At 40.1% G+C, this 21,143-nt stretch carries 21 protein-coding genes, 2 pseudogenes and 1 other annotated feature; of the genes and pseudogenes, 13 read left to right on the forward strand and 10 right to left on the reverse strand.

Going from position 1 to position 21,143, the window contains the following annotated elements; genetic code table 11:
- Positions 1-214: 214 nt before the first annotated feature.
- Positions 215-1,141, forward strand: a complete 927-nt coding sequence (gene rnz / locus ABVJ71_RS01750; protein WP_353855325.1) for a ribonuclease Z — start codon at positions 215-217, stop codon at positions 1,139-1,141.
- Positions 1,142-1,272: 131 nt separating this feature from the next.
- Positions 1,273-2,580 carry an aminotransferase class I/II-fold pyridoxal phosphate-dependent enzyme gene (locus ABVJ71_RS01755; protein ID WP_353855326.1) on the forward strand — a complete coding sequence of 436 codons (1,308 nt, stop codon included), beginning with the start codon at positions 1,273-1,275 and terminating at the stop codon, positions 2,578-2,580.
- A 45-nt stretch (positions 2,581-2,625) separates the two neighbouring features.
- Here ABVJ71_RS01755 and ABVJ71_RS01760 read toward each other — a convergent pair whose 3' ends face one another.
- The gene (locus ABVJ71_RS01760) at positions 2,626-3,390 is read right to left on the reverse strand and encodes an alpha/beta hydrolase (protein ID WP_353855327.1); all 765 of its coding nucleotides are present in this window, start codon (positions 3,388-3,390) and stop codon (positions 2,626-2,628) included.
- A gap of 119 nt (positions 3,391-3,509) precedes the next feature.
- Positions 3,510-4,526, reverse strand: a complete 1,017-nt coding sequence (gene namA / locus ABVJ71_RS01765; protein WP_353855328.1) for an NADPH dehydrogenase NamA — start codon at positions 4,524-4,526, stop codon at positions 3,510-3,512.
- A 141-nt stretch (positions 4,527-4,667) separates the two neighbouring features.
- On the opposite strand from namA, the gene ABVJ71_RS01770 reads away from it, so the two are divergent.
- Both ABVJ71_RS01770 and ABVJ71_RS01775 read left to right on the forward strand, forming a co-directional pair.
- Positions 4,668-6,278: a M20/M25/M40 family metallo-hydrolase gene (locus ABVJ71_RS01770; RefSeq protein WP_353855329.1), complete on the forward strand. Its 1,611-nt coding sequence runs from the start codon at positions 4,668-4,670 to the stop codon at positions 6,276-6,278.
- A gap of 452 nt (positions 6,279-6,730) precedes the next feature.
- Positions 6,731-6,952: a DinB family protein gene (locus tag ABVJ71_RS01775; protein ID WP_353855330.1), complete on the forward strand. Its 222-nt coding sequence runs from the start codon at positions 6,731-6,733 to the stop codon at positions 6,950-6,952.
- Positions 6,953-7,159: 207 nt separating this feature from the next.
- On the opposite strand, the gene proC is transcribed toward ABVJ71_RS01775, so the two are convergent.
- Positions 7,160-7,987: a pyrroline-5-carboxylate reductase gene (gene proC / locus ABVJ71_RS01780; protein WP_353855331.1), complete on the reverse strand. Its 828-nt coding sequence runs from the start codon at positions 7,985-7,987 to the stop codon at positions 7,160-7,162.
- Positions 7,988-8,028: 41 nt separating this feature from the next.
- Positions 8,029-8,240, reverse strand: a binding site (T-box leader).
- A gap of 169 nt (positions 8,241-8,409) precedes the next feature.
- Between proC and ABVJ71_RS01785 the strand changes: the two genes are divergently transcribed.
- Positions 8,410-9,360: an MBL fold metallo-hydrolase gene (locus tag ABVJ71_RS01785; protein ID WP_353855332.1), complete on the forward strand. Its 951-nt coding sequence runs from the start codon at positions 8,410-8,412 to the stop codon at positions 9,358-9,360.
- A gap of 12 nt (positions 9,361-9,372) precedes the next feature.
- Positions 9,373-10,149 carry an SDR family oxidoreductase gene (locus ABVJ71_RS01790; protein WP_353855333.1) on the forward strand — a complete coding sequence of 259 codons (777 nt, stop codon included), beginning with the start codon at positions 9,373-9,375 and terminating at the stop codon, positions 10,147-10,149.
- A gap of 81 nt (positions 10,150-10,230) precedes the next feature.
- Here ABVJ71_RS01790 and ABVJ71_RS01795 read toward each other — a convergent pair.
- Positions 10,231-10,416 (reverse strand): annotated as a pseudogene (locus ABVJ71_RS01795) (CoA-disulfide reductase); the annotation flags it as partial.
- 177 nt (positions 10,417-10,593) lie between these two features.
- On the opposite strand from ABVJ71_RS01795, the gene coaA reads away from it, so the two are divergent.
- Positions 10,594-11,553, forward strand: coding sequence for a type I pantothenate kinase (gene coaA, locus ABVJ71_RS01800; RefSeq protein ID WP_353855334.1), 960 nt, complete (start codon positions 10,594-10,596; stop codon positions 11,551-11,553).
- Positions 11,554-11,696: 143 nt separating this feature from the next.
- Here coaA and ABVJ71_RS01805 read toward each other — a convergent pair whose 3' ends face one another.
- From ABVJ71_RS01805 to ABVJ71_RS01815, 3 genes are all read right to left on the reverse strand, one after another.
- Positions 11,697-12,932 carry an MFS transporter gene (locus ABVJ71_RS01805; RefSeq protein WP_353855335.1) on the reverse strand — a complete coding sequence of 412 codons (1,236 nt, stop codon included), beginning with the start codon at positions 12,930-12,932 and terminating at the stop codon, positions 11,697-11,699.
- A 290-nt stretch (positions 12,933-13,222) separates the two neighbouring features.
- Positions 13,223-13,585: a YolD-like family protein gene (locus ABVJ71_RS01810; protein WP_353855336.1), complete on the reverse strand. Its 363-nt coding sequence runs from the start codon at positions 13,583-13,585 to the stop codon at positions 13,223-13,225.
- A gap of 15 nt (positions 13,586-13,600) precedes the next feature.
- Positions 13,601-14,833, reverse strand: coding sequence for a DNA polymerase IV (locus ABVJ71_RS01815; RefSeq protein WP_353855337.1), 1,233 nt, complete (start codon positions 14,831-14,833; stop codon positions 13,601-13,603).
- A gap of 408 nt (positions 14,834-15,241) precedes the next feature.
- Between ABVJ71_RS01815 and ABVJ71_RS01820 the strand changes: the two genes are divergently transcribed.
- The gene (locus tag ABVJ71_RS01820; RefSeq protein ID WP_353855338.1) at positions 15,242-15,421 is read left to right on the forward strand and encodes a hypothetical protein; all 180 of its coding nucleotides are present in this window, start codon (positions 15,242-15,244) and stop codon (positions 15,419-15,421) included.
- Between the two features lie 111 nt (positions 15,422-15,532).
- Here ABVJ71_RS01820 and ABVJ71_RS01825 read toward each other — a convergent pair whose 3' ends face one another.
- Complete coding sequence (locus ABVJ71_RS01825) at positions 15,533-15,982, reverse strand: YfmQ family protein (RefSeq protein ID WP_353856516.1); 450 nt, start codon at positions 15,980-15,982, stop codon at positions 15,533-15,535.
- Between the two features lie 300 nt (positions 15,983-16,282).
- Between ABVJ71_RS01825 and ABVJ71_RS01830 the strand changes: the two genes are divergently transcribed.
- The 4 genes and pseudogenes from ABVJ71_RS01830 (at position 16,283) to ABVJ71_RS01845 (ending at position 18,827) form a co-directional block, all read left to right on the forward strand.
- Positions 16,283-16,465 (forward strand): hypothetical protein, encoded by a 183-nt coding sequence (locus ABVJ71_RS01830; RefSeq protein WP_353855339.1) that lies wholly within the window; start codon positions 16,283-16,285, stop codon positions 16,463-16,465.
- A gap of 221 nt (positions 16,466-16,686) precedes the next feature.
- Complete coding sequence (locus ABVJ71_RS01835; RefSeq protein ID WP_353855340.1) at positions 16,687-17,013, forward strand: iron-sulfur cluster biosynthesis family protein; 327 nt, start codon at positions 16,687-16,689, stop codon at positions 17,011-17,013.
- A gap of 12 nt (positions 17,014-17,025) precedes the next feature.
- Positions 17,026-17,265: a YqkC family protein gene (locus tag ABVJ71_RS01840; RefSeq protein ID WP_095408938.1), complete on the forward strand. Its 240-nt coding sequence runs from the start codon at positions 17,026-17,028 to the stop codon at positions 17,263-17,265.
- Positions 17,266-17,564: 299 nt separating this feature from the next.
- A pseudogene (locus tag ABVJ71_RS01845) lies at positions 17,565-18,827 on the forward strand (Rap family tetratricopeptide repeat protein).
- 28 nt (positions 18,828-18,855) lie between these two features.
- Here the strand turns inward: ABVJ71_RS01845 and ABVJ71_RS01850 are convergent.
- Complete coding sequence (locus ABVJ71_RS01850; RefSeq protein WP_353855341.1) at positions 18,856-19,785, reverse strand: alpha/beta hydrolase; 930 nt, start codon at positions 19,783-19,785, stop codon at positions 18,856-18,858.
- A 200-nt stretch (positions 19,786-19,985) separates the two neighbouring features.
- On the opposite strand from ABVJ71_RS01850, the gene ABVJ71_RS01855 reads away from it, so the two are divergent.
- Positions 19,986-20,126: a DUF3886 domain-containing protein gene (locus ABVJ71_RS01855; RefSeq protein ID WP_353856517.1), complete on the forward strand. Its 141-nt coding sequence runs from the start codon at positions 19,986-19,988 to the stop codon at positions 20,124-20,126.
- A gap of 7 nt (positions 20,127-20,133) precedes the next feature.
- Here ABVJ71_RS01855 and ABVJ71_RS01860 read toward each other — a convergent pair whose 3' ends face one another.
- Positions 20,134-21,063 carry an aldo/keto reductase gene (locus tag ABVJ71_RS01860; protein WP_353856518.1) on the reverse strand — a complete coding sequence of 310 codons (930 nt, stop codon included), beginning with the start codon at positions 21,061-21,063 and terminating at the stop codon, positions 20,134-20,136.
- Between the last annotated feature and the right edge of the window lie 80 nt (positions 21,064-21,143).

Genomic DNA, 21,143 nt, shown 5'->3' on the forward strand with positions numbered 1-21,143 from the left:
TACCTCACTTTATTCGTAGCATTGTAGTAAAACCAAGAAGGTATGTACATTTTCTTTATTTTAAAGGTTCATTGTTCGTAAAGCAAACATTTGATTCGACTTTTTACGATAACGTTTGACTTTATTCAAAAATTCCGTTGAATTCACTTTTAATCATTCTTCATGTATTCTATATGAATGAGGACATTGTATACCGGTTGTAGGAGGAAAAGTAATGGAACTGCTCTTTTTAGGAACAGGTGCAGGCATTCCTGCAAAAACAAGAAACGTCACTTGCACAGCGCTTAAACTTTTAGAAGAGAGAAAAGCAGTGTGGCTTTTTGATTGCGGAGAAGCAACGCAGCATCAAATATTACATACAAGCATTAAACCAAGAAAAATCGAAAAAATTTTTATTACCCATATGCACGGTGATCATGTTTACGGTCTGCCAGGATTGCTTGGCAGCAGATCCTTTCAAGGCGGAGAAGATGAGCTGACAATTTATGGTCCAAATGGGATTAAAGCATTCGTGAATGCTGTGCTTTCTGCCACACAAACGCATTTGACATATCCGCTACATATAATAGAGATTGATGAAGGGATTGTCTTTGAAGATGATACGTTTCAAGTAGAAGCGAAATGTGTGTCTCATGGAATTCCTGCATACGGCTATCGGGTCGTTGAAAAAGATGTGCCAGGTGCATTAAATGCCGAAGCTCTAAAAGAAATCGGCGTTAAACCTGGACCTTTGTATCAGAAATTAAAAAATGGGGAAACCGTCACCCTAGAAGATGGAAGAATGATTGATGGAACCGATTATTTGGAACCTCCTAAAAAAGGGAGAATTGTAGCATTTTCAGGAGATACCCGTGTATGCGAGAATATAACAAGGCTTGCCAAAGATGCGGATGTGTTGGTCCATGAAGCAACATTCGGTAAAGAAGATGCGGAACTTGCCTACAATTATTATCACAGTACGACAGAACAAGCAGCGCAAACAGCGCAGGAAGCAGGCGCAAAAAGACTCATTTTGACCCATATTAGTGCAAGATATCAAGGAGAAGAGGCACTAAAACAACTACTAAAAGAAGCCCGCGATATTTTCCCGCTGACTGAAGCTGCATATGATTTCTATTCCTTTACCATTCACCGTACGTAACTGTCCAAAATCGTTGTGCGATTTTTTTGATATTTTTGATGTCGCTCTTTTTCAGGAAGTGATAAAATGGTGAAGAAAATTTAAACTCTTTTTGAATCAAACTATGAAGGATACGGGAGGCAAAATCAAAGATGAGCGGTTTTACAGCGTTAAGTGAAGCAGAATTGAATGAACTTTATTCGAGACTACAAGATGAGTACGAAACGTACAAAAGTAAAAACTTACACTTAGACATGTCTAGAGGTAAGCCTTCGCCAAAACAGCTCGATTTGTCAATGGGCATGCTCGATGTTGTGACGTCAAAGGATGCGATGACAGCAGAAGATGGCACAGATGTGCGTAACTATGGCGGCTTGACGGGCCTTCCTGAAACGAAGCGATTTTTTGCAGATCTCCTCCATCTTAAACCAGAGCAAATCATTATCGGCGGGAATTCCAGCTTGAATATGATGCATGATACGATTGCACGTGCAATGACCCATGGTGTATACGGCAGCAAAATACCTTGGGGCGAGCTACCAAAGGTCAAGTTCCTTGCACCAAGCCCAGGATATGACCGTCATTTTTCTATATGTGAGTTTTTTAACATAGAGATGATCACAGTCGATATGAAGGCGGATGGACCTGATATGGATCAGGTGGAAAAATGGGTCGCTGAAGATGAAGCAATTAAAGGCATTTGGTGTGTACCGAAATATAGCAACCCTGATGGAATTACGTATTCAGATGAGGTGGTCGATCGTCTCGCTTCAATGAAAACGAAAGCAGACGACTTCCGAATCTTTTGGGATAATGCGTATGCAGTGCATCATTTAACAGATACACCAGATACATTAAAAGATATTTTTCAAGCAGTAGAGGAAGCGGGACATCCAAACCGCGTATTTATGTTTGCGTCCACTTCTAAAATCACATTCCCAGGATCAGGTGTTGCACTGATGGCGTCTAGTCAAGACAATAACAGCTTAACCCAGAAGCAATTATCATTTCAAACAATTGGTCCAGATAAAATCAATCAATTAAGACACCTCCGCTTCTTTAAGAATGCAGATGGTTTGAAAGAACATATGAAAAAACATGCAGCCATCATTAAGCCGAAATTTGATCTTGTTCTTTCCCTTCTTGATGAAAAGCTGGGGGGGAAAGGTATTGCTGAGTGGCACAAGCCAAACGGCGGTTATTTCATTAGTTTAAATACACTGGAACACTGCGCAAAAGCTGTTGTTGAAAAAGCAAAAGAAGCAGGTGTCACACTGACAGGTGCAGGTGCAACTTATCCATACGGGAAAGATCCACTCGATCGTAACATTCGAATTGCCCCAACGTTCCCAACACTTCAGGAACTAAAGCAAGCTATTGACATTTTGACTCTATGTGTTCAGCTTGTCAGTATCGAAAAGCTGCTTGCAAGAAAAAGTCAATCTGCCCCAACGGCATAAAATAAAGAAACTCCTTGATTTATAATAGGTCAAGGAGTTTTTACTTTAATTAGCCGTTTGATAGTAGGAGACAGGTTGTTTGGCTGCGCACCATACATCATATATGGCAAGCTGGACAATATGCGGTTCGTCATGATGAATATAGTGCGAGCTGTTCTGCGCCTGAATCCATCCGCTTTGTGAGGATAAAGTCAGCATTCGTTTATGAAGCCTAAGCCAAGCTTCATGCGCTGGATGAAACAATCGGTTTTTTCCAGAAGAAATAACAAGGAGCGGCATCATGCCAAAATGCTTTTGCTCTTGTTTTATCGTCTTCAGCATTTGTTGAAAGTCCTCATGCGTACATTCTGCTGTGAATTGATTCAAATATGAAGTACGTTCTTCCTTAGATAAAAGCGGCAGAATGACCTGCTCTTGCTCCTCACTTGCTGGGTCTAACAGCACCATGCCAATGACATCTTCTTGTCGGCGGCTTGCCCATAACCGGCTGACAAGGGATCCAAATGAATGGGCCACAATGAGATAGGGCGGCTGAATATTCGCTTGTTTCAGCAATTGATCTAAATCATCGGCTAGGTCATGCAAGGTTCTTCCTTCAGGGTTTTTGCTGCTGCTTCCATTGCCTAAACGGTCATATAAGAAAATGCCAAGCTCAGGGTCAATATCGCGGGCCACTTGTCTCCACGTATTGCATGATTTTCCATAGCCTGCTTCAAAGATGATCGTTGCTTCCCTTTTGCCTTGACGGTATTTTGTATAAAAACGATGTCCATTTACATCATATGTTCTTTCAATCATTGCCGAATCCATTCTTCCATCTCCTCTAAGTGATTCTTTAGCTAAAAGACGGCACAAAACACGAATATGTTTCTCTTAAAAAACAAAAAAGATGCCTATTTCAAAAAATAGACACCTTTTTCAAATGAATTTTACCAAGCACGATCGTATTGACGCAGGGGTTCAATGGTTGTACGAAGCTCTTCTGCTGCTGTTTTAGGAAAGTAAGGGTTTCGTAAAAATTCTCTGCCGATAAAGATCAAATCAGCACGATCATTTTGTAAAATTTCTTCTGCCTGTATACCGCTTGTAATCAGACCGACAGCTCCTGTTTGAATACCAGCGCCTTCCTTTATTTTTTCTGCAAAGGTGACTTGGTAGCCAGGGAATGTGTGAATTCGGGTCTGCACCACTGCACCTGAGCTGACGTCAATTAAGTCAACACCTTGTTCTTTCAGCCATGTAGCGATGCCAATATAATCTGCAATATCAAGGCCCTTTGTCGTATAATCAGAAGCGGATACACGAACAAACAAAGGACCATCCCATACCTCATTGACAGCATCAACAATTTCTTTTAAGAAACGGTAGCGGTTTTCTGGTGAACCGCCATACTCATCTGTTCGTTTGTTCGCAAGAGGTGAGAGAAACTCGTTAATCAAATAGCCATGTGCAGCATGAATTTCTATGATGTCAAACCCCGCTTTTTTTGCACGAACAGCCGCAGCCTGAAAGGCTTGGACGGTTTCATTTATTTGAGCAGTTGACATTTCAATAGGTGTTTTTGAATTCTCATCAAATGGAATGCTAGATGGTGCGATAATGTCACCTTCTAATTCTGCTTTACGTCCTGCGTGGGCTAGCTGGATCGCTGTTTTTGTTCCATATGCTTTGATTTGTTCGTTTAACGACGCAAAGCCTTCAATGTGCTCGTCACTCCAAATGCCAAGATCCAGTTCGCTAATTCTGCCTTCGGGAGAAACTGCACTTGCTTCGACCATAATAAGTCCTGCCTGACCTTGCGCGCGGGAAATATAATGTACAAAGTGGAAAGGCTGCAATTTTCCATCACGGTCATATGATGAATACATGCACATCGGGGACATCACGATGCGGTTTTTAAGTGTAACACCTTTTATTGTCCAAGGTGAAAAGAGTTTTGTTGCCAAATACCTTCGCCTCCTCATCAGTTGTATAGGTGATTATAACAGCTATACAATCTTTTCGTCATCAAAGGTGCTCAAAGGATATAGCTTTCATACACGTTTTTGTATAATGAAGAAAAAGGTACGTTTAAAGGAGGAAGGCGGATGAAATGGCAAACAGAGAGTGAATTAAAAGAACTGCTTACATCTCTTATGCAATATGAAAGTATTTCTGGCACAACAGGAGAAGTAGCTTTAGCGGAATATTTATTTTACTTGCTTAGAGAACGACCTTATTTTCAAGAAAATCCAAATCATCTTGCTTTGCATCCAATGAAGGATGGCCGGTATTATTTAACGGCTCTTGTCAAACGCAGCACGCTGTCTCGCACCGTTTTGCTTCTCAGTCACTTTGATGTCGTCGATACAGAGGATTACGGTGAATTTCAAAATATGGCGTGTAAACCTGAAGAATTGATGGCGTTTTTATCTCAAAAAAGAGACCTTCTTCCAAAAAGAGCAAGAGAAGACCTTGCTTCTGGAGACTGGCTGTTTGGAAGAGGTTCCATGGATATGAAGGCAGGTCTTACGGTCCAGCTTTCTATGCTTGAAAGAGCGATGACAGGGATATTTGAAGGGAATGTGTTGCTTGTCACTGTACCTGATGAAGAGGTGAATTCACAGGGAATGTTGGAAGCTGTGCCAAAGCTAAAGGAGCTGAAAGAGCTACATGGGCTTGAATATACGTCGTGTTTAAACAGTGAACCGATGTTTGAAAAGCATCCTGGTGATGAGCATCTGTATCTTTATACAGGCAGTATAGGCAAGGTACTCGCCGGTTTTTTTTGTAAAGGAATTGAAACGCATGTAGGAGAGCCCTTTTCAGGTTTAAACGCAAATTTTATGGTATCTGAATTAAACCGGTTGTTAGAGCTGAATAGCGATTATTGTGAGGAAGTGGATGGTGAAGTCACGCCGCCTCCGACCAATTTGATGCAAAAGGATTTAAAGGAAGCCTATTCCGTTCAAACGCCTCATACAGCCGTTTCTTTGTTTAATGTGCTCATGATGAAACGCTCAAGTGAAGAGCTGCATAAACTTCTCTATGAAACAGCAAAGAAAGCAGCAGTACAAATTGAGGACAATCTACGGCAAAAAACAGCCGGTTTTCAGCGTTTTAAACATTTTACGCCGATTGAAACGCACATCACGGTACTTACGTATCAAGAGCTGTATCAAAAAGCCGCAGAGCGTTCAGGAAAGCAGGAAGTCGATCGAATCGTCAACTATGCATTTGTCAATCGAGGTGAGCTTGGAGATCGTGACTTTTCAACGAAAATCGTATCAGAGCTAACGACTCTTTGTAAGGAAGATGGTCCACTCATTGTCCTGTTTTATAGTCCGCCATTTTATCCTTCTGTATCTTCAACAGATGATCCGCATATTCAGGCGACCTTGGAGAAGATTCAAAAGGAGGCAAAGGAGGTCTATGGACTTGAGGTAGAAGAGGTGAAATACTTTCCTGGTCTATCTGATTTAAGCTACTTACAGCTCGAAAAACAGGATGTAGGGTATTACACGACCAACATGCCGCTTTACCAAAAAGGCTATTCATTACCACAAGGAAAAAAGGAGGCTCTTTACGTTCCGGTCATCAACGTTGGTCCATTAGGAAAGGATCCGCACAAATGGACAGAACGCCTGCATGTCCCATTTTCCTTCGGCGTTTTGCCGTCATTACTTGAATCAACGATTCATTCTTTATTAAAAAAATAAGAATATGAGATGAAGCCCTATGATGAATATGATAGGGCTTTTGGTTGTGAAGATATATTTTGCTTTCAAACATTCTTAAAAATATATGACGATGCTTGTATAATGAAATGACATAAATGGATTTTAAAGGATATGATGATCAATCAACATAAACATACATTCACTTGAAAGAGGATTGGGGAACACAATGGGAACTGGAAAATTAACAAAACAGAAATTATCGCATCACTTCAGCAAAGTATATGTGAACTTGAGCAACTTATACAGGTGTGTGATGTGCAAACACTAGATCAGTCTATCGGACATGGCAAGTGGTCCATCAAACAAATCGCCGGACATTTATATGATACAGAAGAAGTCTGGTCAAACGGATAGAGCAGGTCATATCAAACGATTACACGCCTTTTCAATCGTATAATCCTGATATTTACGTCAAGGAAAGAGCTTATAAAGTGTATAATGCTCAGGAGATCAAATCGCTGATTAATCGCTTGAAAGAGAGAAGAAGCAAAACGCTTCAGCTATTAGAAAAGGATATATGGGACCAATCAGGTTTGCATCTGGAAGAAGGCGTGATGACAGTGCAAATATTAGCTGAAACCATCGCTTTACATGAAAATCATCATCTGGCTCAAATCAAAGCCATCATGTTAATGAGTGAATCATCTACATGAGGAGGTATTAATAAATGACGCATCAAGAATTGTTAATTGATGTGAATTTTATCAAGCACGTAATTCTCTATTAGAACAAGCCACTTCTAAAAAAGAACAGAAAAAACCAAAGTGTGAATTATACCGTTCAAATCCTGTCACTAGCGAGAAAAAATAGATAAGCATATGTGAAAAAGCACCTTTCATCAAAGCAGGTGCTTTTTCATATCACTTATACGTGCCCGCTGAAAACATATCGTTTAATTCCGCTGCACGTTTTGTCGCTGATTTCACACAATCGACAATAGCTTCTTCAAAATGGTACGAAGCGAGTGTGTTCAGCCCAGCTTCTGTTGTTCCGCCTTCGCTTGTGATTTCTTTGCGTAGTTCAGCAGGTTCTTTTCCGCTCTCCTGAAGCATATTGGCAGCGCCTGCAATCATTTGGCAAATGAGTAATTTCGCTGTTGCTTGCTCCATACCAAGCTCAGAAGCTGCTCGTTCCATTCCTTCAATCAAATGATAAATGAAAGCAGGACCGCTTCCTGCTATGGCTGTGACAGCATTTAGCTGTGACTCATCTAATACGGTCACATGACCAATGGTTTCAAACAGTTTGACTGCCTTTTCCTTTTGTTCCTTTGTGACTTCATCGCTTATGGCAATGCCTGTCGCTGATTGCTGAATAGCTGCAGACGTGTTAGGCATGGCACGAACCACCGCCATTTTTTCCCCAGCATAATGTTGAATCGTCTCAATTGAAATACCAGCTAAAATTGAAATGATAAGCTGTCCCTTTAAATATGGTCTTACGTCAGAAATGCCGCTTTCTGCATCCTTCGGCTTCAAAGCAAAAACAAGTATATCTGCTTGTTCATAAATAAAGGAACGGGAGAAATCCGTTTTGACCCCGTAGCGCACCTTTAATTCCTCTAACCGTTTTTCGTTTGTTTTATTTGTCACAATAATGTCCTCATTTGACATGAGTCCGCTTTTTAATAAACCTTTGATCATAGACTCGGCCATTGAACCTGCACCGATAAATCCAATTTTACTCATAAGCTGCTCCTCCTTGTAGAAAATAAAAAAACCTCTCGCCTGCAAAGGACGAAAGGTATTTCGCGGTACCACCCTCAATTAGCATGCAAACATGCATACTCAGCTCTAGTCCCTTAACGCGGGAAACGTTTAGGTTTGCCTAACAGCTCAAAGGGCAGGTTCAGCAAATAAGAGGATGGTGAAGTCTTACAGCCAAGGAACTTCACTCTCTTGCATCATTATTTTGCTTACTAATCCTTGTCATCGCACATCTTATATTTGTTGTTCATTATGCAACGATGGACAAGTTTGTGTCAATAGGAGCTGATAAAAAAATTGACCATTTAAACAACATGACAGTCTGCCTTTTGCAAGATACAATAAATAAAGAGGTGTGAATAGATTTGAGTCACGAGTTAAAAAGCAGGAGATGACGTATAAAAGTGAAAGAAGACATCATTCAGTTATCAATCCCCACACCGTTTGCCGTTGGGGATGTCCATGCATATGTATTAAAAGGAGAGGCTGTGACCCTAGTGGATTGCGGACCTATGACAATAGAGGCGCAGCAAGCCTTTGTTACGCAATTAAAACAACATCATTTGTGCATTGAAGATATAGATCAAGTGGTCTTGACTCATCATCATGCAGATCATGTCGGTCTCTTAGATATGATGAAACCCGAGATACGTGTGCTTGGACATCAGGTGAATGAACCATATATTAGTCGGGATCCTCAGTTTATGCAGCGCCAAATTGACTTTATGGATACGTATTTTCAGCAATTAGGTGTGCCGCTTCATCAAAATGAATGTGAGAGAATTGTGAAGCAGTCCTATACATATTCCTGTACTGCACATCTTGACAGCGTGCTTAAGGAAGGGGATCGTATAAAGGGACATGAGCACTTCCTTGTAGTGGAAACTCCGGGTCATGCACAGTCTCATCTTTCCTTTTTAGATGAAGTGACGGGGAACTTCATTGGTGGTGATTTGCTTTTAACAACCATTTCCTCTAATCCGTTAATGGAAGCACCAGATGAAGGGCAGGAGCGTCAAAAATCGTTGATTCAATATAAAAAATCACTTCATCGATTATTGACTTGGCCAATCAAGACCATCTATCCAGGTCACGGTCAGCTAATTACTTCTCATCATGAATTGATAAAAGAACGTTTTAAGAAACAAGAGAAACGAGCTCATACTATCTATCAGTTGCTCCAACGAAAAGAAATGACAGCTTTTCACCTATGCCGCACGCTGTTTCCTGTTTTATATGAAGAGGCATTATTTTTAACCATGTCTGAAACAGTAGGTCAGCTAGATGTGCTCAAAGCGGCTGGACAAATTGAAGAAATAGAAAAAGATGGGATACTCTATTACCAAGCAAACTAAGGAGTGAAGCGCATGGGACGATTAAAAGGAAAGAGAATATGGATGACGGGTGCTTCTAGCGGAATCGGTGAAAAAATGGCCTATTTGGCATCAGAGCAAGGAGCAGAGGTCATCATTTCTGCAAGAAGAATAGAAAAACTAACAGATGTGAAAGAAAAGATTATCAATGCTGGAGGAGTTTGTCAAATCGTTGAACTTGATGTGAGTCAGCTTGAGCAAATTGATCGCGCGTATGAAGAGGTAGGACCTGTTGATATTTTGGTCAACAATGCCGGCTTTGGCTTATTCGATCTAGTAGAAGATGCATCTATTGAAGAAATGATTTCTATGTTTGAGGTCAATGTATTTGGTCTTATCGCCTGCACGAAAAAAGTGATACCTGATATGAAAAAAAGAGGGCAGGGTCATATTATCAATATTGCGTCTCAAGCAGGAAAAATCGCAACACCTAAATCAGCGATCTACTCAGCATCAAAGCATGCAGTGCTCGGTTTTTCAAACAGTCTTAGAATGGAGCTTGCAGACTTTGGTATCCACGTCACAACGGTGAACCCAGGGCCGATTGCAACAGACTTCTTTACCATTGCTGATCGTAGTGGTGAATATGTGAAGAACGTTGATTTCATCATGCTCAGTGCTGACAAGGTAGCAGGAAAGGTCGTTTCAGCGATGATGACCAAAAGAAGAGAAATTAATTTACCCGGTTGGATGAATGCTAGTAGCAAATTGTATCTGCTTTTCCCATTCTTATTTGAAAAAGCGGTGCGTAAAGCGATGATGAAAAAGTAAAAAATGACAGAAACCGGTCATGAACTGGTTTCTTTTTCTGCTTAATGAGGCTTAATATTGGCAACACCAAAAACATGAAACAGACTGGGCGACGGCTTTTACTGTGATATCTATAAGACGGCCAATGAAGTAGGGGAGTCTGCACGATCTATATGAGTAAATCTCTCCTTTTTCTAAAGCGACAATGTGGGCGTCTGAATCCTCTCTGTATATTTTTGCATGGCAGCTCATTCCTGCTGCATCTCCGCCAATTATCACATACTTCATTTGGTGTGCTCCCTTCTGTCTATCCAACTGAATCCCCTTATTGACCCTCTTTTTCATTCTTTTTTTCATAAAAGGAGCAAACTTTAGCTTAAAATAAAGACAGCGCCTTCATTTTAAGCTACAATCGGATTATCGTTTTTTTGTATATGAGTTTAGTGAAGATTGGTGGGAAAGAACTTGGGTGAAGAACGACTGAATTTTAATACACTATATACACGCCATACGAGAGATGCTTGGGCAGCTCTTGGGGAACATATGCCGGTGTCTGTTTCAGAAGAGGAAGCAAGAGCGCTTCAAGGATTAAACGATTATTTATCGCTTGAAGAAGTTCAGGAGATTTACATACCACTTATTCGTTTTCTTACATTACATGTATTTGCAGAAAAACAAAAAAACCAGCATGTCAATGCTTTTTTGAACTATCCACATGATGCCAAAATCCCCTTTTTAATTGGGATTGCTGGAAGTGTAGCCGTTGGTAAGAGTACGACCGCACGTATTATTGAAACTCTTTTATCAAGACTTGGAGATGGGCTGAAGGTGAGCCTTGTCACAACCGATGGCTTTTTGTATCCTCAAAAAGAGCTAAGAGAGAGAGGTCTTATGGAAAAGAAGGGATTTCCGGAAAGCTATGATGTCAAAGCATTGCTCTCATTTTTAAATGAATTAAAATCGGGTAAACAAATCGTACGTGCACCGGTTTATTCTCATTTAACCTACGACCGACTCGAAGGAGTTTATGAAACAGTGGAGGATGCAGATATTGTCATCATTGAAGGGATCAATGTCCTTCAATCACCAGCGCTAGATGATTTGAAAGATGAACCTCGTGTGTTTGTATCAGATTTCTTTGATTTCTCTATTTATGTGGATGCCGCTGAAATGCAGATTCAATCTTGGTATAAAGAACGTTTTCGTTTGCTTCGAGAAACAGCCTTCCAAGACCCTGAATCATTTTTTCATCAATACAAAGATTTGACCGACGAAGAGGCTGATCAGATGGCAAGTACGATTTGGAATACAGTAAATCGTCCTAATTTATATGAAAATATTTTGCCGACAAAATATAGAGCAGATCTGATTTTAAAAAAAGGTGCTCAGCATAAGGTGGAAGAGATCGCAATACGCCGAGTATAATTAAAATACCGCTCATGTTAGAAAGGGTTTGAGCTTGTCGACAAAATCGACAAGCTTTTTTCTTTCTGTTGAGCTATTCAACCTCTTATATTTTCGTGATTGAAAGCGAAAAAAACCCTTTACAGTCTGAAAATCTCATGTTTTTAATGGTCTGCACGGATGTTAACAGCAACGCTCGCCTCAGATCTTTTCCGCAGCCGGTAGTATCCGATAAGTAAGAATGGAACGCCTGCAATGGTGATGATCGAAAGGACAGAAAAAATTGAAAGGGGGTTCGCTGCCCCGAAAAAGTCAATGCACATGCCGCCAACCCATGGTCCGATGACACTGCCGAGCTGAGAAAACCCCACTGCACCAAAGTACGATCCCTTCACTTCAGGCTTTGCAATATTGTCGATAAAGAGATCCATCATGGCAAATAGCAACACTTCTCCGATGGTAAAGATCACAATGATAAAGGCAAGCGTACCGAGACTTTGTGAGAAAGCAATAGCAAACAAGCTACCTGCAATGAGAACATTTCCGGCGGTCAAAGACAAAATGGTAGAGTAACGCTTGGCGATCAAAAGGAGCGGGTATTGAACCACAATGACAACGACAGCATTTAATGATAAAAGATATCCAAACAGCTTAGGACCGTCCTCAATAAAAGGAGAAGCCGATAAATATTGAGGCAACGTCGAGCTTAGTTGTGAATAGCCGAACGAACATAAAATAATACCGATCAGGATAATGGTAAAGACTGTGTCCTTCTGGATAATGGAAAGGGCTTTTTTGATACTAATTTGTTTGATGCTTGCTGGAGTGGCAACCGGATGTTTCTTGAATTGCCATGCAAGAGTTAATCCGTACAGAAAGTAAATGAAAGCAGCAGCAAGAAACGGAATGGTGGTTTTTGATGACCCAAGATATAAGCCAAGAAGTGGACCAAAGATAACGCCAATGTTAATTGCTGTGTACCTTAAATTGAATACAAACAACCGAATGCTCGGTGGTGTGACATCTGATAAGAGTGCTTTAGAAGTTGGTTCAAAAAGTGCCCGGCAAAGTCCGTTTAGTGCGTTCATGACAAAGAATACCCAGATGGCATCTGCAAACGCAAAACCGACAAAGACAAGTGTCCAGCCGAAGATGGACATGAGCATGACTTTTTTTCTGCCAATTCGGTCGGAAATGTAGCCGCCGTAAAAGCTCGCAACGATTCCAATGAGCGAGCTGACAGCGATGATGAATCCCGCAGAAGAGGCTGTTGCCCCTTTGACTTGTGTCAAATAAACGGCTAAAAATGGGATGCTCATGGATGTCGCCATTCGGCCGAATATGGTGCCGATAATGATCGTCCAGCTTAGTGGATGTAAAGTACGTAAGTTATTTTTCATCCTGTTTCTCCCCTGAGTTTGTAAGATGTTCCAATCATACATGAAAAATTGTGTAAATTAAATACACAATTTAATGTAGGAAACAAAGTCATGTGGCAAGAAATTCATAGAGAACTTCCTGAATATGATTGTACATCCTCTTTTGGTACATCCTTTTGCCGATTTTTTAAGGTCGCGCTGAGCATTGATTTTTCAGAAGAGCTGAACAGGTGGTTTTCCACACATTGCCGTAAGCCCTGATCGAGCATTTTTTCAAGCAATCTTTCATCCATTTTGATTTTCCTTGTATTTTACAAATCAAGACAGTCTGCTCTTGATTCAATCGCTACAATTTGCTGCAAGGAAAGCTCCAGAACATCTTCATCATTCACCATTTTCACGCGCTTGGTTTCATAATGAATGGCTTTGACCCATCCCCAAAACTGCGCTTTAATGCCTGAAGATACATATGTAATGGAAATCGCTTGATCCTCGGTAATCGACTGCATCATAAGAAAATTCATGTCCTCGAGCTGATCAGCACTTAGCGGAAGGGGGACGTATTCTTTTTTCTTTCGTTTTTGAGCAAGTAGCTGTTCTCGATGCTCTGGCAGCATCATTCGGCTTGATTCCCACATGATGTTGTATCCTGGTGTTAGTTTATTGGGATTCATGGTTATTCACCTCCGCTATTTATAATGACCGCCAATTTTCTCAGCACGGTGATAAGCTTGCCCAGCGGTTGTCAGTGACGAAGCGTGCAGTAATGAAGCAGGTCCGTATTTGAAATGAATCTCATCAAATACTTTGCTTAGTTTGTCTTTTTTTAGATGATGATCAAATAAAGTCAGCTGATATTCATTGTCAGGCTTGAGTTGAGAGAGGGTGATGCCGACACGACGAATGGGCTGGCCATCCCAGTGCTGCTGACACAATTGAATGGCTGCCTCTGCAATATCTACCCCGTACTGGGTGGGAGAGTGGAGTTTGATTTGTCTGTGAAATCCTGTAGGATGCGAAAAATCAGCTCCTCTTACACCGACAGAGACCGTCTGTCCAAGATAGTGCTTAAAACGTGCACGTCTTGCCACCTCTTCACTCAATTCAAGGAGTGCCACTTTGATCTCCTCAAAGGATGAATAATCATGCGGCAAGGTCATGTGATGTCCAATCGCTTTTTGCTGATCATGTGTATGAACGGTTACAGGAGAAGGATCGTGGCCTAAAGCTGTCCGCTGCAAAAGTTCTCCATTAATGCCCCAGCGTTTTTTTAACCGGTCTAATGGATAAGTGGCCAGCGTACCGATTGTGCTGATGCCCATTCGTTTTAGATGATGTTCCATTCGTTTGCCAACTCCAAATAATTTTCCGATCGGAAGCGGCCATAAATCAGCAGCGATTCGATCTGAACTGAGCTCATAAATACCTGATGTATTCTTTTTAGCAAAATGGTCACAAGCCATTTTAGCGAGTACTTTATTAGGACCGATGCCAACACGTGCATAAATGCCGGTCTGATTCATAATGGTCGTCTGTATGTTTTGAGCGATATCGCGGGGAGAGCCCAATAATGTGAGACTGCCAGTAATATCAAGAAACTGCTCATCAATTGAATAGGGCTCAACAAGATCTGTGTATTGCTCAAGCAGTTCTGTAATCATGACAGATACATCAAGATAACGCTGCATACGGGGACGAACCACAACTGCTTCGGGACATTTCTCCTGTGCTTCCCATAATCTTGATGCATTTTGTACGCCTCGTTTCTTGGCGAGAGGGCATGCTGCAAGCACAACCCCACTTCGCCGCTTTGGATCTCCTGAGACAATGAGTGGCACATGCTCCAAGTGAGGAGCTTCTATCTTCTCTACTGATGCATAAAATGACTGCATATCGACAAGTAGAATTGCTCTTTCATTCATTGCTTTCCACCTCTAAGAACGTATGTTCGTTTTTTATTGTAACCAATAGAAGGTGAAATAGATACTGGTAAATCATTCATATCTTTGAGTGCTTGATGGTGAAATGGAAAATGAAGGAGTGATACCATAAATGGTGGGTGGAAAGTTGTCGATTCATATAGGAGCAAACGATTTATTTATTTGGAGATAATCCGTATTGTCCGATAGTAATAGAAAAAGAGGTCAACAAAAAGTATAAATCAGGTGTTTGGAGACCCTCTTATTTGATATTGCGTGTCAGTTTGTTGTTTTATTTAAAATAGCAAAGGAATGATATATAAATACTGCTATATATTTATGCTATATCATCTTTTTTTCATACAGAGAACCATCATTACCGATTTTTTTGTTAATGAAAAAGGAAAGATCGTGAATTATACGATGCTTTTTAAGAATGTATTAATCATATTCACACTCATGATTTTAGTAAAGTATGACAAACTTTCGCTTATCACGTTTGGTGTAGCGAATTTATTCTATTTAATGCTCGAAACCATTGTGCTCACGATTGTGAAAACGACGAAATTTTCTAATGGAAAAATAAAGTAAATATGACAGAAGCTGAATCATAAGCGATTTCGTTTATAATTCAGCTTTTTTCTGTACTTTTGATAAAAGACGAAGTGTCTCACACTTCGTCTACGCAAATTAAATGTAATCTCAGGTATGTGCCATGGTGTGGAAGGTTTGAAGCGGTTCAGAGCGCAAACGGTAAGCTGTGAGTTTTTTCTTTGGCTTATGGGTATACTGCCGAACCACATCCACATGGTCATCGTAATGAAACAAATAAAGGGTCACATCCTGCTTGCCAAGCTTCGTTTGCATCATAAGCGGCGTCGGCCCGTCATTCGGTTGCAGAAAACGCTTTTCATCTCCAGGATAAATATAGTAGCGTTCAATAAAGATCGCTTCATTAAAATGTTGAATAATTTCAGATTTTTGTTGATCGCCTATCGGGCGACCTTGAAAAGTTATGTTTGTTTGATCACCTGTTACTTTTGCATGCACCGCAAAACGACTGAGCAGGCGTTCAACAACACCAGAAGGCAGCGAGGTGACAAGCAGCTTCAAAAGACTAAACACAACAAGCGAACTAACGACCCAAACCAATATCATCATCTCCAATAAACACATTTCTAACCCTTTCCATACGAACCATCTTACCATACGAAAGAGTGAAACTTTTGCACAAAAAGTGAACTTTTTGAAATAAGTGTGAAGATTTGAAAGGAGATGGCGGCTGACTGAAAGAACAGAAATCCCTCAAACTTTAAACTTAGGGGGCTTTCAGTCTGTCTTTACAAATAATTGATCGGACAGGTAGACAATTAAAACAATCGCTTTTTTGTGAAAAAAAAGAGAGCGGTAAAGCCAAAAATGAAAAGGAGCGAAGTCATCATGATACGTTAAGTGAAGCCATCAGATTTTTACGATGTCACATCTGTCATTCAAAGCTGGTGGAGAGGCAGAGATTTGCGTGAAAAACTGCCAAAGCTATTTTTTGAACATTTTCAGCAAACAAGTTTTGTCGTCGTTGAAAAAGGAACTGATCGGCTTTTTAGTCGGTTTTCTATCACAATCTCATTCAGATGAAGATTTACTTTGTTGGAGTACATCCAGACCACCGCAAACTAAAGATCCACAAAATCCTCTATCAAGTGTTTTATGAAGCTACTAAAAAGGAAGAACAACGATAAAGGCTGTAACAGCGCCGAGCAATAAAGTCTGATCGAGAATGGGCATAGTTCATGAGAATGTTTAATTGATAATTGATATGTTACAATATAATAATCAACGAAAAAAGGATGTTCGTCATGTATATTCAAATAACAGAGTCGGCAGCATCATTTATAGAAAAACGACAAGCAGAACATGAAACAAACGAACTGCTTCTTCGCTATGATTCAGATGGATGTGGCTGTGCGGTAAGCGGTGTACCAATGATTTGGTTCACAAGTGAAAGAACAGGTGAGTGGGAAGAGCTCAAGCATAATCAATCATTTAAGCTGTATATACACATAGCACAAAAGGTATTTTTTGATGAGGAAATGACGATTGATTTTAATGAAAAAGCCAATACACTCATGTTGAAAAGTCCTCAACAAATACTCAGCCCGAGAATGGGTATACTTGTAAAGTAAGGTGGAAATGTAGTGGATCAAAAGCTAAAAGTGATACAAAATACGGCACAGAATAAAACGTGGGTGTCGTTTTTAAATAACAATCATCCCTATAGCCTTTTGCACTGGTCAATAGGTGGAATGGATTCAGTCAAAAAGGATGTTTGGCTCCTTCAAGATGAAGTCACATTTGAAACGGAAGAATTTCCAACGCTCGAATTAGCAGTAAATTGGATTAAAGAGAATATGGAACAAGTGACAGATGTTTTATAAAAGCCCTTTATTGAAAAGGGTTTTTTTCGTACGTTTATGATCTCATCAAACAAGAAGACTGTCTAATTTGAAAAATGATCTTATTAAACGACAAAAAACTGTTTTCATATGACATTTTGACAAAATGAAAAGATAGTAATGAAACGAATAGAGCTGTAAATGCCGAAAAATAGGCAATGGAAACGTTTATTGCGGGATACCGAAAACTTTGCAAAAAATGACTTTTCATATTTTTCCATTCGAGGAAATATGATAGAATACAACATGTATCGTATATGAGGAGGGAGGTGCTAAATGAATTGAAGCTCAAGCTGTCATCGCCTCAGGTTGGAATTAAAATTAACGAATGGTATAGGCAGATTTGTGGATTTCATGTCATGAAAGCAGAGAGGTTGAAGGCCGAAATCGAGCAGGAAATTCTTGAGATGGAACAGGATCAAAACCTGTTACTGTTTTACCAGCTAATGGATTTTCGCCATAAGGTCATGCTTGAATATTTTGAACCGGCAAAAAAAGCCTCGAATGATGAAGAAATTAAGAAGCTTCTAGAAATGATACAAAATTCGCAAACGAAATTAACGGATATGCTTGAATACTATGTTCATTTTTTCAGAGGAATGTTTGAATTTGAACAAAGAAATTATTTGAGTGCCATTGCTTATTACCGTTCAGCAGAAAAAAAGCTCAATCTGATATCAGATGATATAGAGAGAGCGGAATTTTATTTTAAATTAGCAGAAATATACTACCACATGAAACAAACCCACTTTTCGATGCACTATGCTTTGCAAGCGTTAGATACGTATTCGGCCTACAGAACGTACACGCTGAGAATCATCCATTGTGAATTTGTCATTGGTGCAAACTATGATGATTTGAAATGTTATGATCATGCATTGCCCTACTTTAAAAATGCTCTTAAGCGAGCACGCTCAATTGGAAATCCCCGAGTAATAGGTTCGGCCCTTTTCAACTTAGGTAACTGCTATTACCAAATGAATGACCTTGTTACGGCAAGTCGTTATCTGAGGGACTCTCTTGAAGTGTTTGAAAAGGAGAATTTAACCCACCTGAATCGCTCTTTAGACCCATTATTTATGCTGACACAAATCCTGTTTAAACAAAAACAAAAAGAAGAGTCGTTAACCCTCTATCAAAAAGGTATGATGAAAGCCTGTGAATTAGAAGATGAAATATACGTCTGTAAATTCCAGTTTTTAAAAGCATTATACGTTGATACAGAAATAAAGATCATAGACGATACATTAGACCTGTTGGAGGACAAGCGTTTATACCCTGATATTGAAGAATTGGCCCTTGATGCTGCTCATTATTATAATGAGCTCGGACTGTTCGAAGCATCTACTCGTTTTTACGAAAGGAAAATTCAAGCAATCTCAAAAATTCAAAATGGAGGTCATTTATATGAAAATGAGTTTGATAGTTCTTTTATTGGCAGCAACTGCAGGATTGTCGGTCATGAGTCAGCAGCAATCTGAAGAGAGTCACATGGAGCTGGCGGGCAGACATCATACAACAGTAGTGACTATCGTATAAGTTAGTCAAGTGAAAGAGGGGACGAACAAAGGTTCAAACTCCTCTTTCATTTTTATTGAATACAAACTTCTTAAGAAATGTCTGAACCTCTTGCTCATAAGCTTCCTTATTTTCGCTATAAGACATCGCATGCGCACCGTGTGGCGCAATAAATAACTGTTTATCGCCTTTTTTACGTGCATATAGCTTTTGGCTCTGTTCACAGGGGATATAGTCGTCATGGCGGCTATGAATGAATAGAACAGGTTCTTTCACTTGATCAATGACATCAAGCGGGGCTACTTGCCGAATGCGGTACCCGTCTCGCCATTTTAACACGTAATCACTTAGCGGGAGAATCCAATTGCCTGATAGGCGAAAGTCCATCTTTAACCTATAAATCAACTGCTCTTCAAGAGAAGCAAAAGGACAGTCAGCAATGTAAAAATTTGCGTTTGCTTCGGGCTTTGCAGCGTATAACAAGGTAGTGACTGCGCCCATTGATTCACCATGTATGCCAATCGTGGCATCAGATCCAAGCCTTTTTCTCAGCCACTCAATGACCTGCGCCAAATCTTCTTTTTCATAATACCCATAACTTGTGGTTTTTCCTCCACTCATTCCATGCCTTCTGTGATCATAAAGCAGCACATTCCAGCCGAGTTTTTGAAATAATGTCATATATTTGACTGAATTGATTAGGCTGACTGTGACGCCGTGACAAAGCACGATTGTACGTTTTGTATGTGGAAACGGGACAAAGTAGCCATGAAGATCATAACCAAAGGATGAGGGGATACAAACTTTTTCTTTTTTTAGCTGATTAAACTCATGGTGTTGATAATGTCCTTCATCTGTCTCTCGCTTGACTAACTCTTCATCCGTTAATTTACGAATATACATCAATTTATTGGTGAAGAAAATGCCTATTGCGACAAAAGGGAATGGTAATAAGGCGAGTGCTACAATCCATTTCTTCTTCAAGCTAATTCTTCCTTTCTATCGATTTTCCTATAAAGATCATACCACATATTGGGAAGGTGTCGTGCTCTTGATCAGCGAATGAAACGGATGATACACTAGGGCAAAAAGAGAGAGACAGACATGAAAAAGACAAACCAAGATCAAGCAAAACGAAAGGACGGCATAAATGAAGATCTAAAACATAAACTCCTTCAAATGAAATAAGAGCTTGCAAGAGAAACAGAAAAAAGAGAAGCAAAAAAGAGTCAAGATATGCTTCGTCAGCAGAGAGAAAAAATAAAAGCTTTTCGCAGCTATTAGACGAAAGCAATGTAGATTGGAAAAAAAGACCACATGAGTGATCTCTTTTTACATTGTTTTCAAGCGGTGAGTTTCATATATAGTCTGCTTTGTGTAGTATTTTAATGCTTTTAATTCTTGCTCACTTAAAGAACGTGCATTTGCCGCAGCAACATTTTCTTTTAGCTGCTTAAGAGAACTAGCACCGAATACAACGGAGCTCACAGCAGAATGCTTTAAGAGATATTGGATCGAAAGCTCAGTCAGTGTTAGGTCATAAGCGACGCATTTTAAAGAAGGGATGAGCTGCTCGAGTTCTTCAAATGAGTACGCAAGATAGCCATTTTTTTGAATGGATGCACTGGCGTGAGCAAGTGGTTTTTCAGTTAAAAGCCCTTTCGCAAGAGGACCTCTCGCGACAACACTAATGCTTTGTTCTTCAAGGAGAGAGAGCCATTCTTCTGGACGTCGGTCTAGTAAGCTAAATTGCATCATGACACTGACAATGTTCGATTTTTTAGCATATTCTTTAATGACGTTTGGACGAATGGATGATATGCCGTAATACCGAATCACCCCTTCTTCCACTAATTCTTCAAAAGCTTCGATTGTTTCGTCAATTGGGTCTTGGATGGTACCGCCATGCAATTGATATAAATCAATATAATCTGTCTGAAGTCGCTTGAGGCTCTGTTTTACGGCCTCTTTTATGTACGCTTTTGAAGGATCCCAATCCCAACCCGGCTTTCCTTTTACAAAGCGGTTTCCAACTTTTGTCGACAAAATAAGATCTTGTCGTCTATTCTTAATGGCTTCACCGACGATTTCCTCATTTGTTCCAAAGTCATATAAATCTGCTGTATCCAGATAATTAATTCCGAGATCAATGGCTTCATCCAATAGAGAGAATGCTTTTTCTTTCTCAGTACCAAGGGACATACATCCTAGTGCAGCCTCACTTACAAGTAAATCAGAGGTGCCAATTCGCCTTTTTTTCAATTCAATCACACTCCTATCCTTTCACATTAAAATAAAAAAATGAGGAATTCAAGCCAGTTGATTTCAAATGCCGCATTGAA

The sequence above is a fragment of the Bacillus sp. Bos-x628 genome, from assembly GCF_040500475.1.
GTDB classification, from domain to species: domain Bacteria; phylum Bacillota; class Bacilli; order Bacillales; family Bacillaceae; genus Bacillus; species Bacillus maqinnsis.

Excerpts from the sequence above, each read along its gene's own strand:
- ABVJ71_RS01805 (WP_353855335.1), bottom strand. The coding sequence starts at position 12,932 with ATGAAAAATAACTTACGTACTTTACATCCACTAAGCTGGACGATCATT.
- ABVJ71_RS01770 (WP_353855329.1), top strand. The coding sequence starts at position 4,668 with ATGAAATGGCAAACAGAGAGTGAATTAAAAGAACTGCTTACATCTCTT.
- ABVJ71_RS01760 (WP_353855327.1), bottom strand. The coding sequence starts at position 3,390 with ATGGATTCGGCAATGATTGAAAGAACATATGATGTAAATGGACATCGT.
- ABVJ71_RS01835 (WP_353855340.1), top strand. The coding sequence starts at position 16,687 with ATGTATATTCAAATAACAGAGTCGGCAGCATCATTTATAGAAAAACGA.
- ABVJ71_RS01790 (WP_353855333.1), top strand. The coding sequence starts at position 9,373 with ATGGGACGATTAAAAGGAAAGAGAATATGGATGACGGGTGCTTCTAGC.
- ABVJ71_RS01755 (WP_353855326.1), top strand. The coding sequence starts at position 1,273 with ATGAGCGGTTTTACAGCGTTAAGTGAAGCAGAATTGAATGAACTTTAT.
- rnz (WP_353855325.1), top strand. The coding sequence starts at position 215 with ATGGAACTGCTCTTTTTAGGAACAGGTGCAGGCATTCCTGCAAAAACA.
- proC (WP_353855331.1), bottom strand. The coding sequence starts at position 7,987 with ATGAGTAAAATTGGATTTATCGGTGCAGGTTCAATGGCCGAGTCTATG.
- ABVJ71_RS01810 (WP_353855336.1), bottom strand. The coding sequence starts at position 13,585 with ATGAATCCCAATAAACTAACACCAGGATACAACATCATGTGGGAATCA.
- ABVJ71_RS01815 (WP_353855337.1), bottom strand. The coding sequence starts at position 14,833 with ATGAATGAAAGAGCAATTCTACTTGTCGATATGCAGTCATTTTATGCA.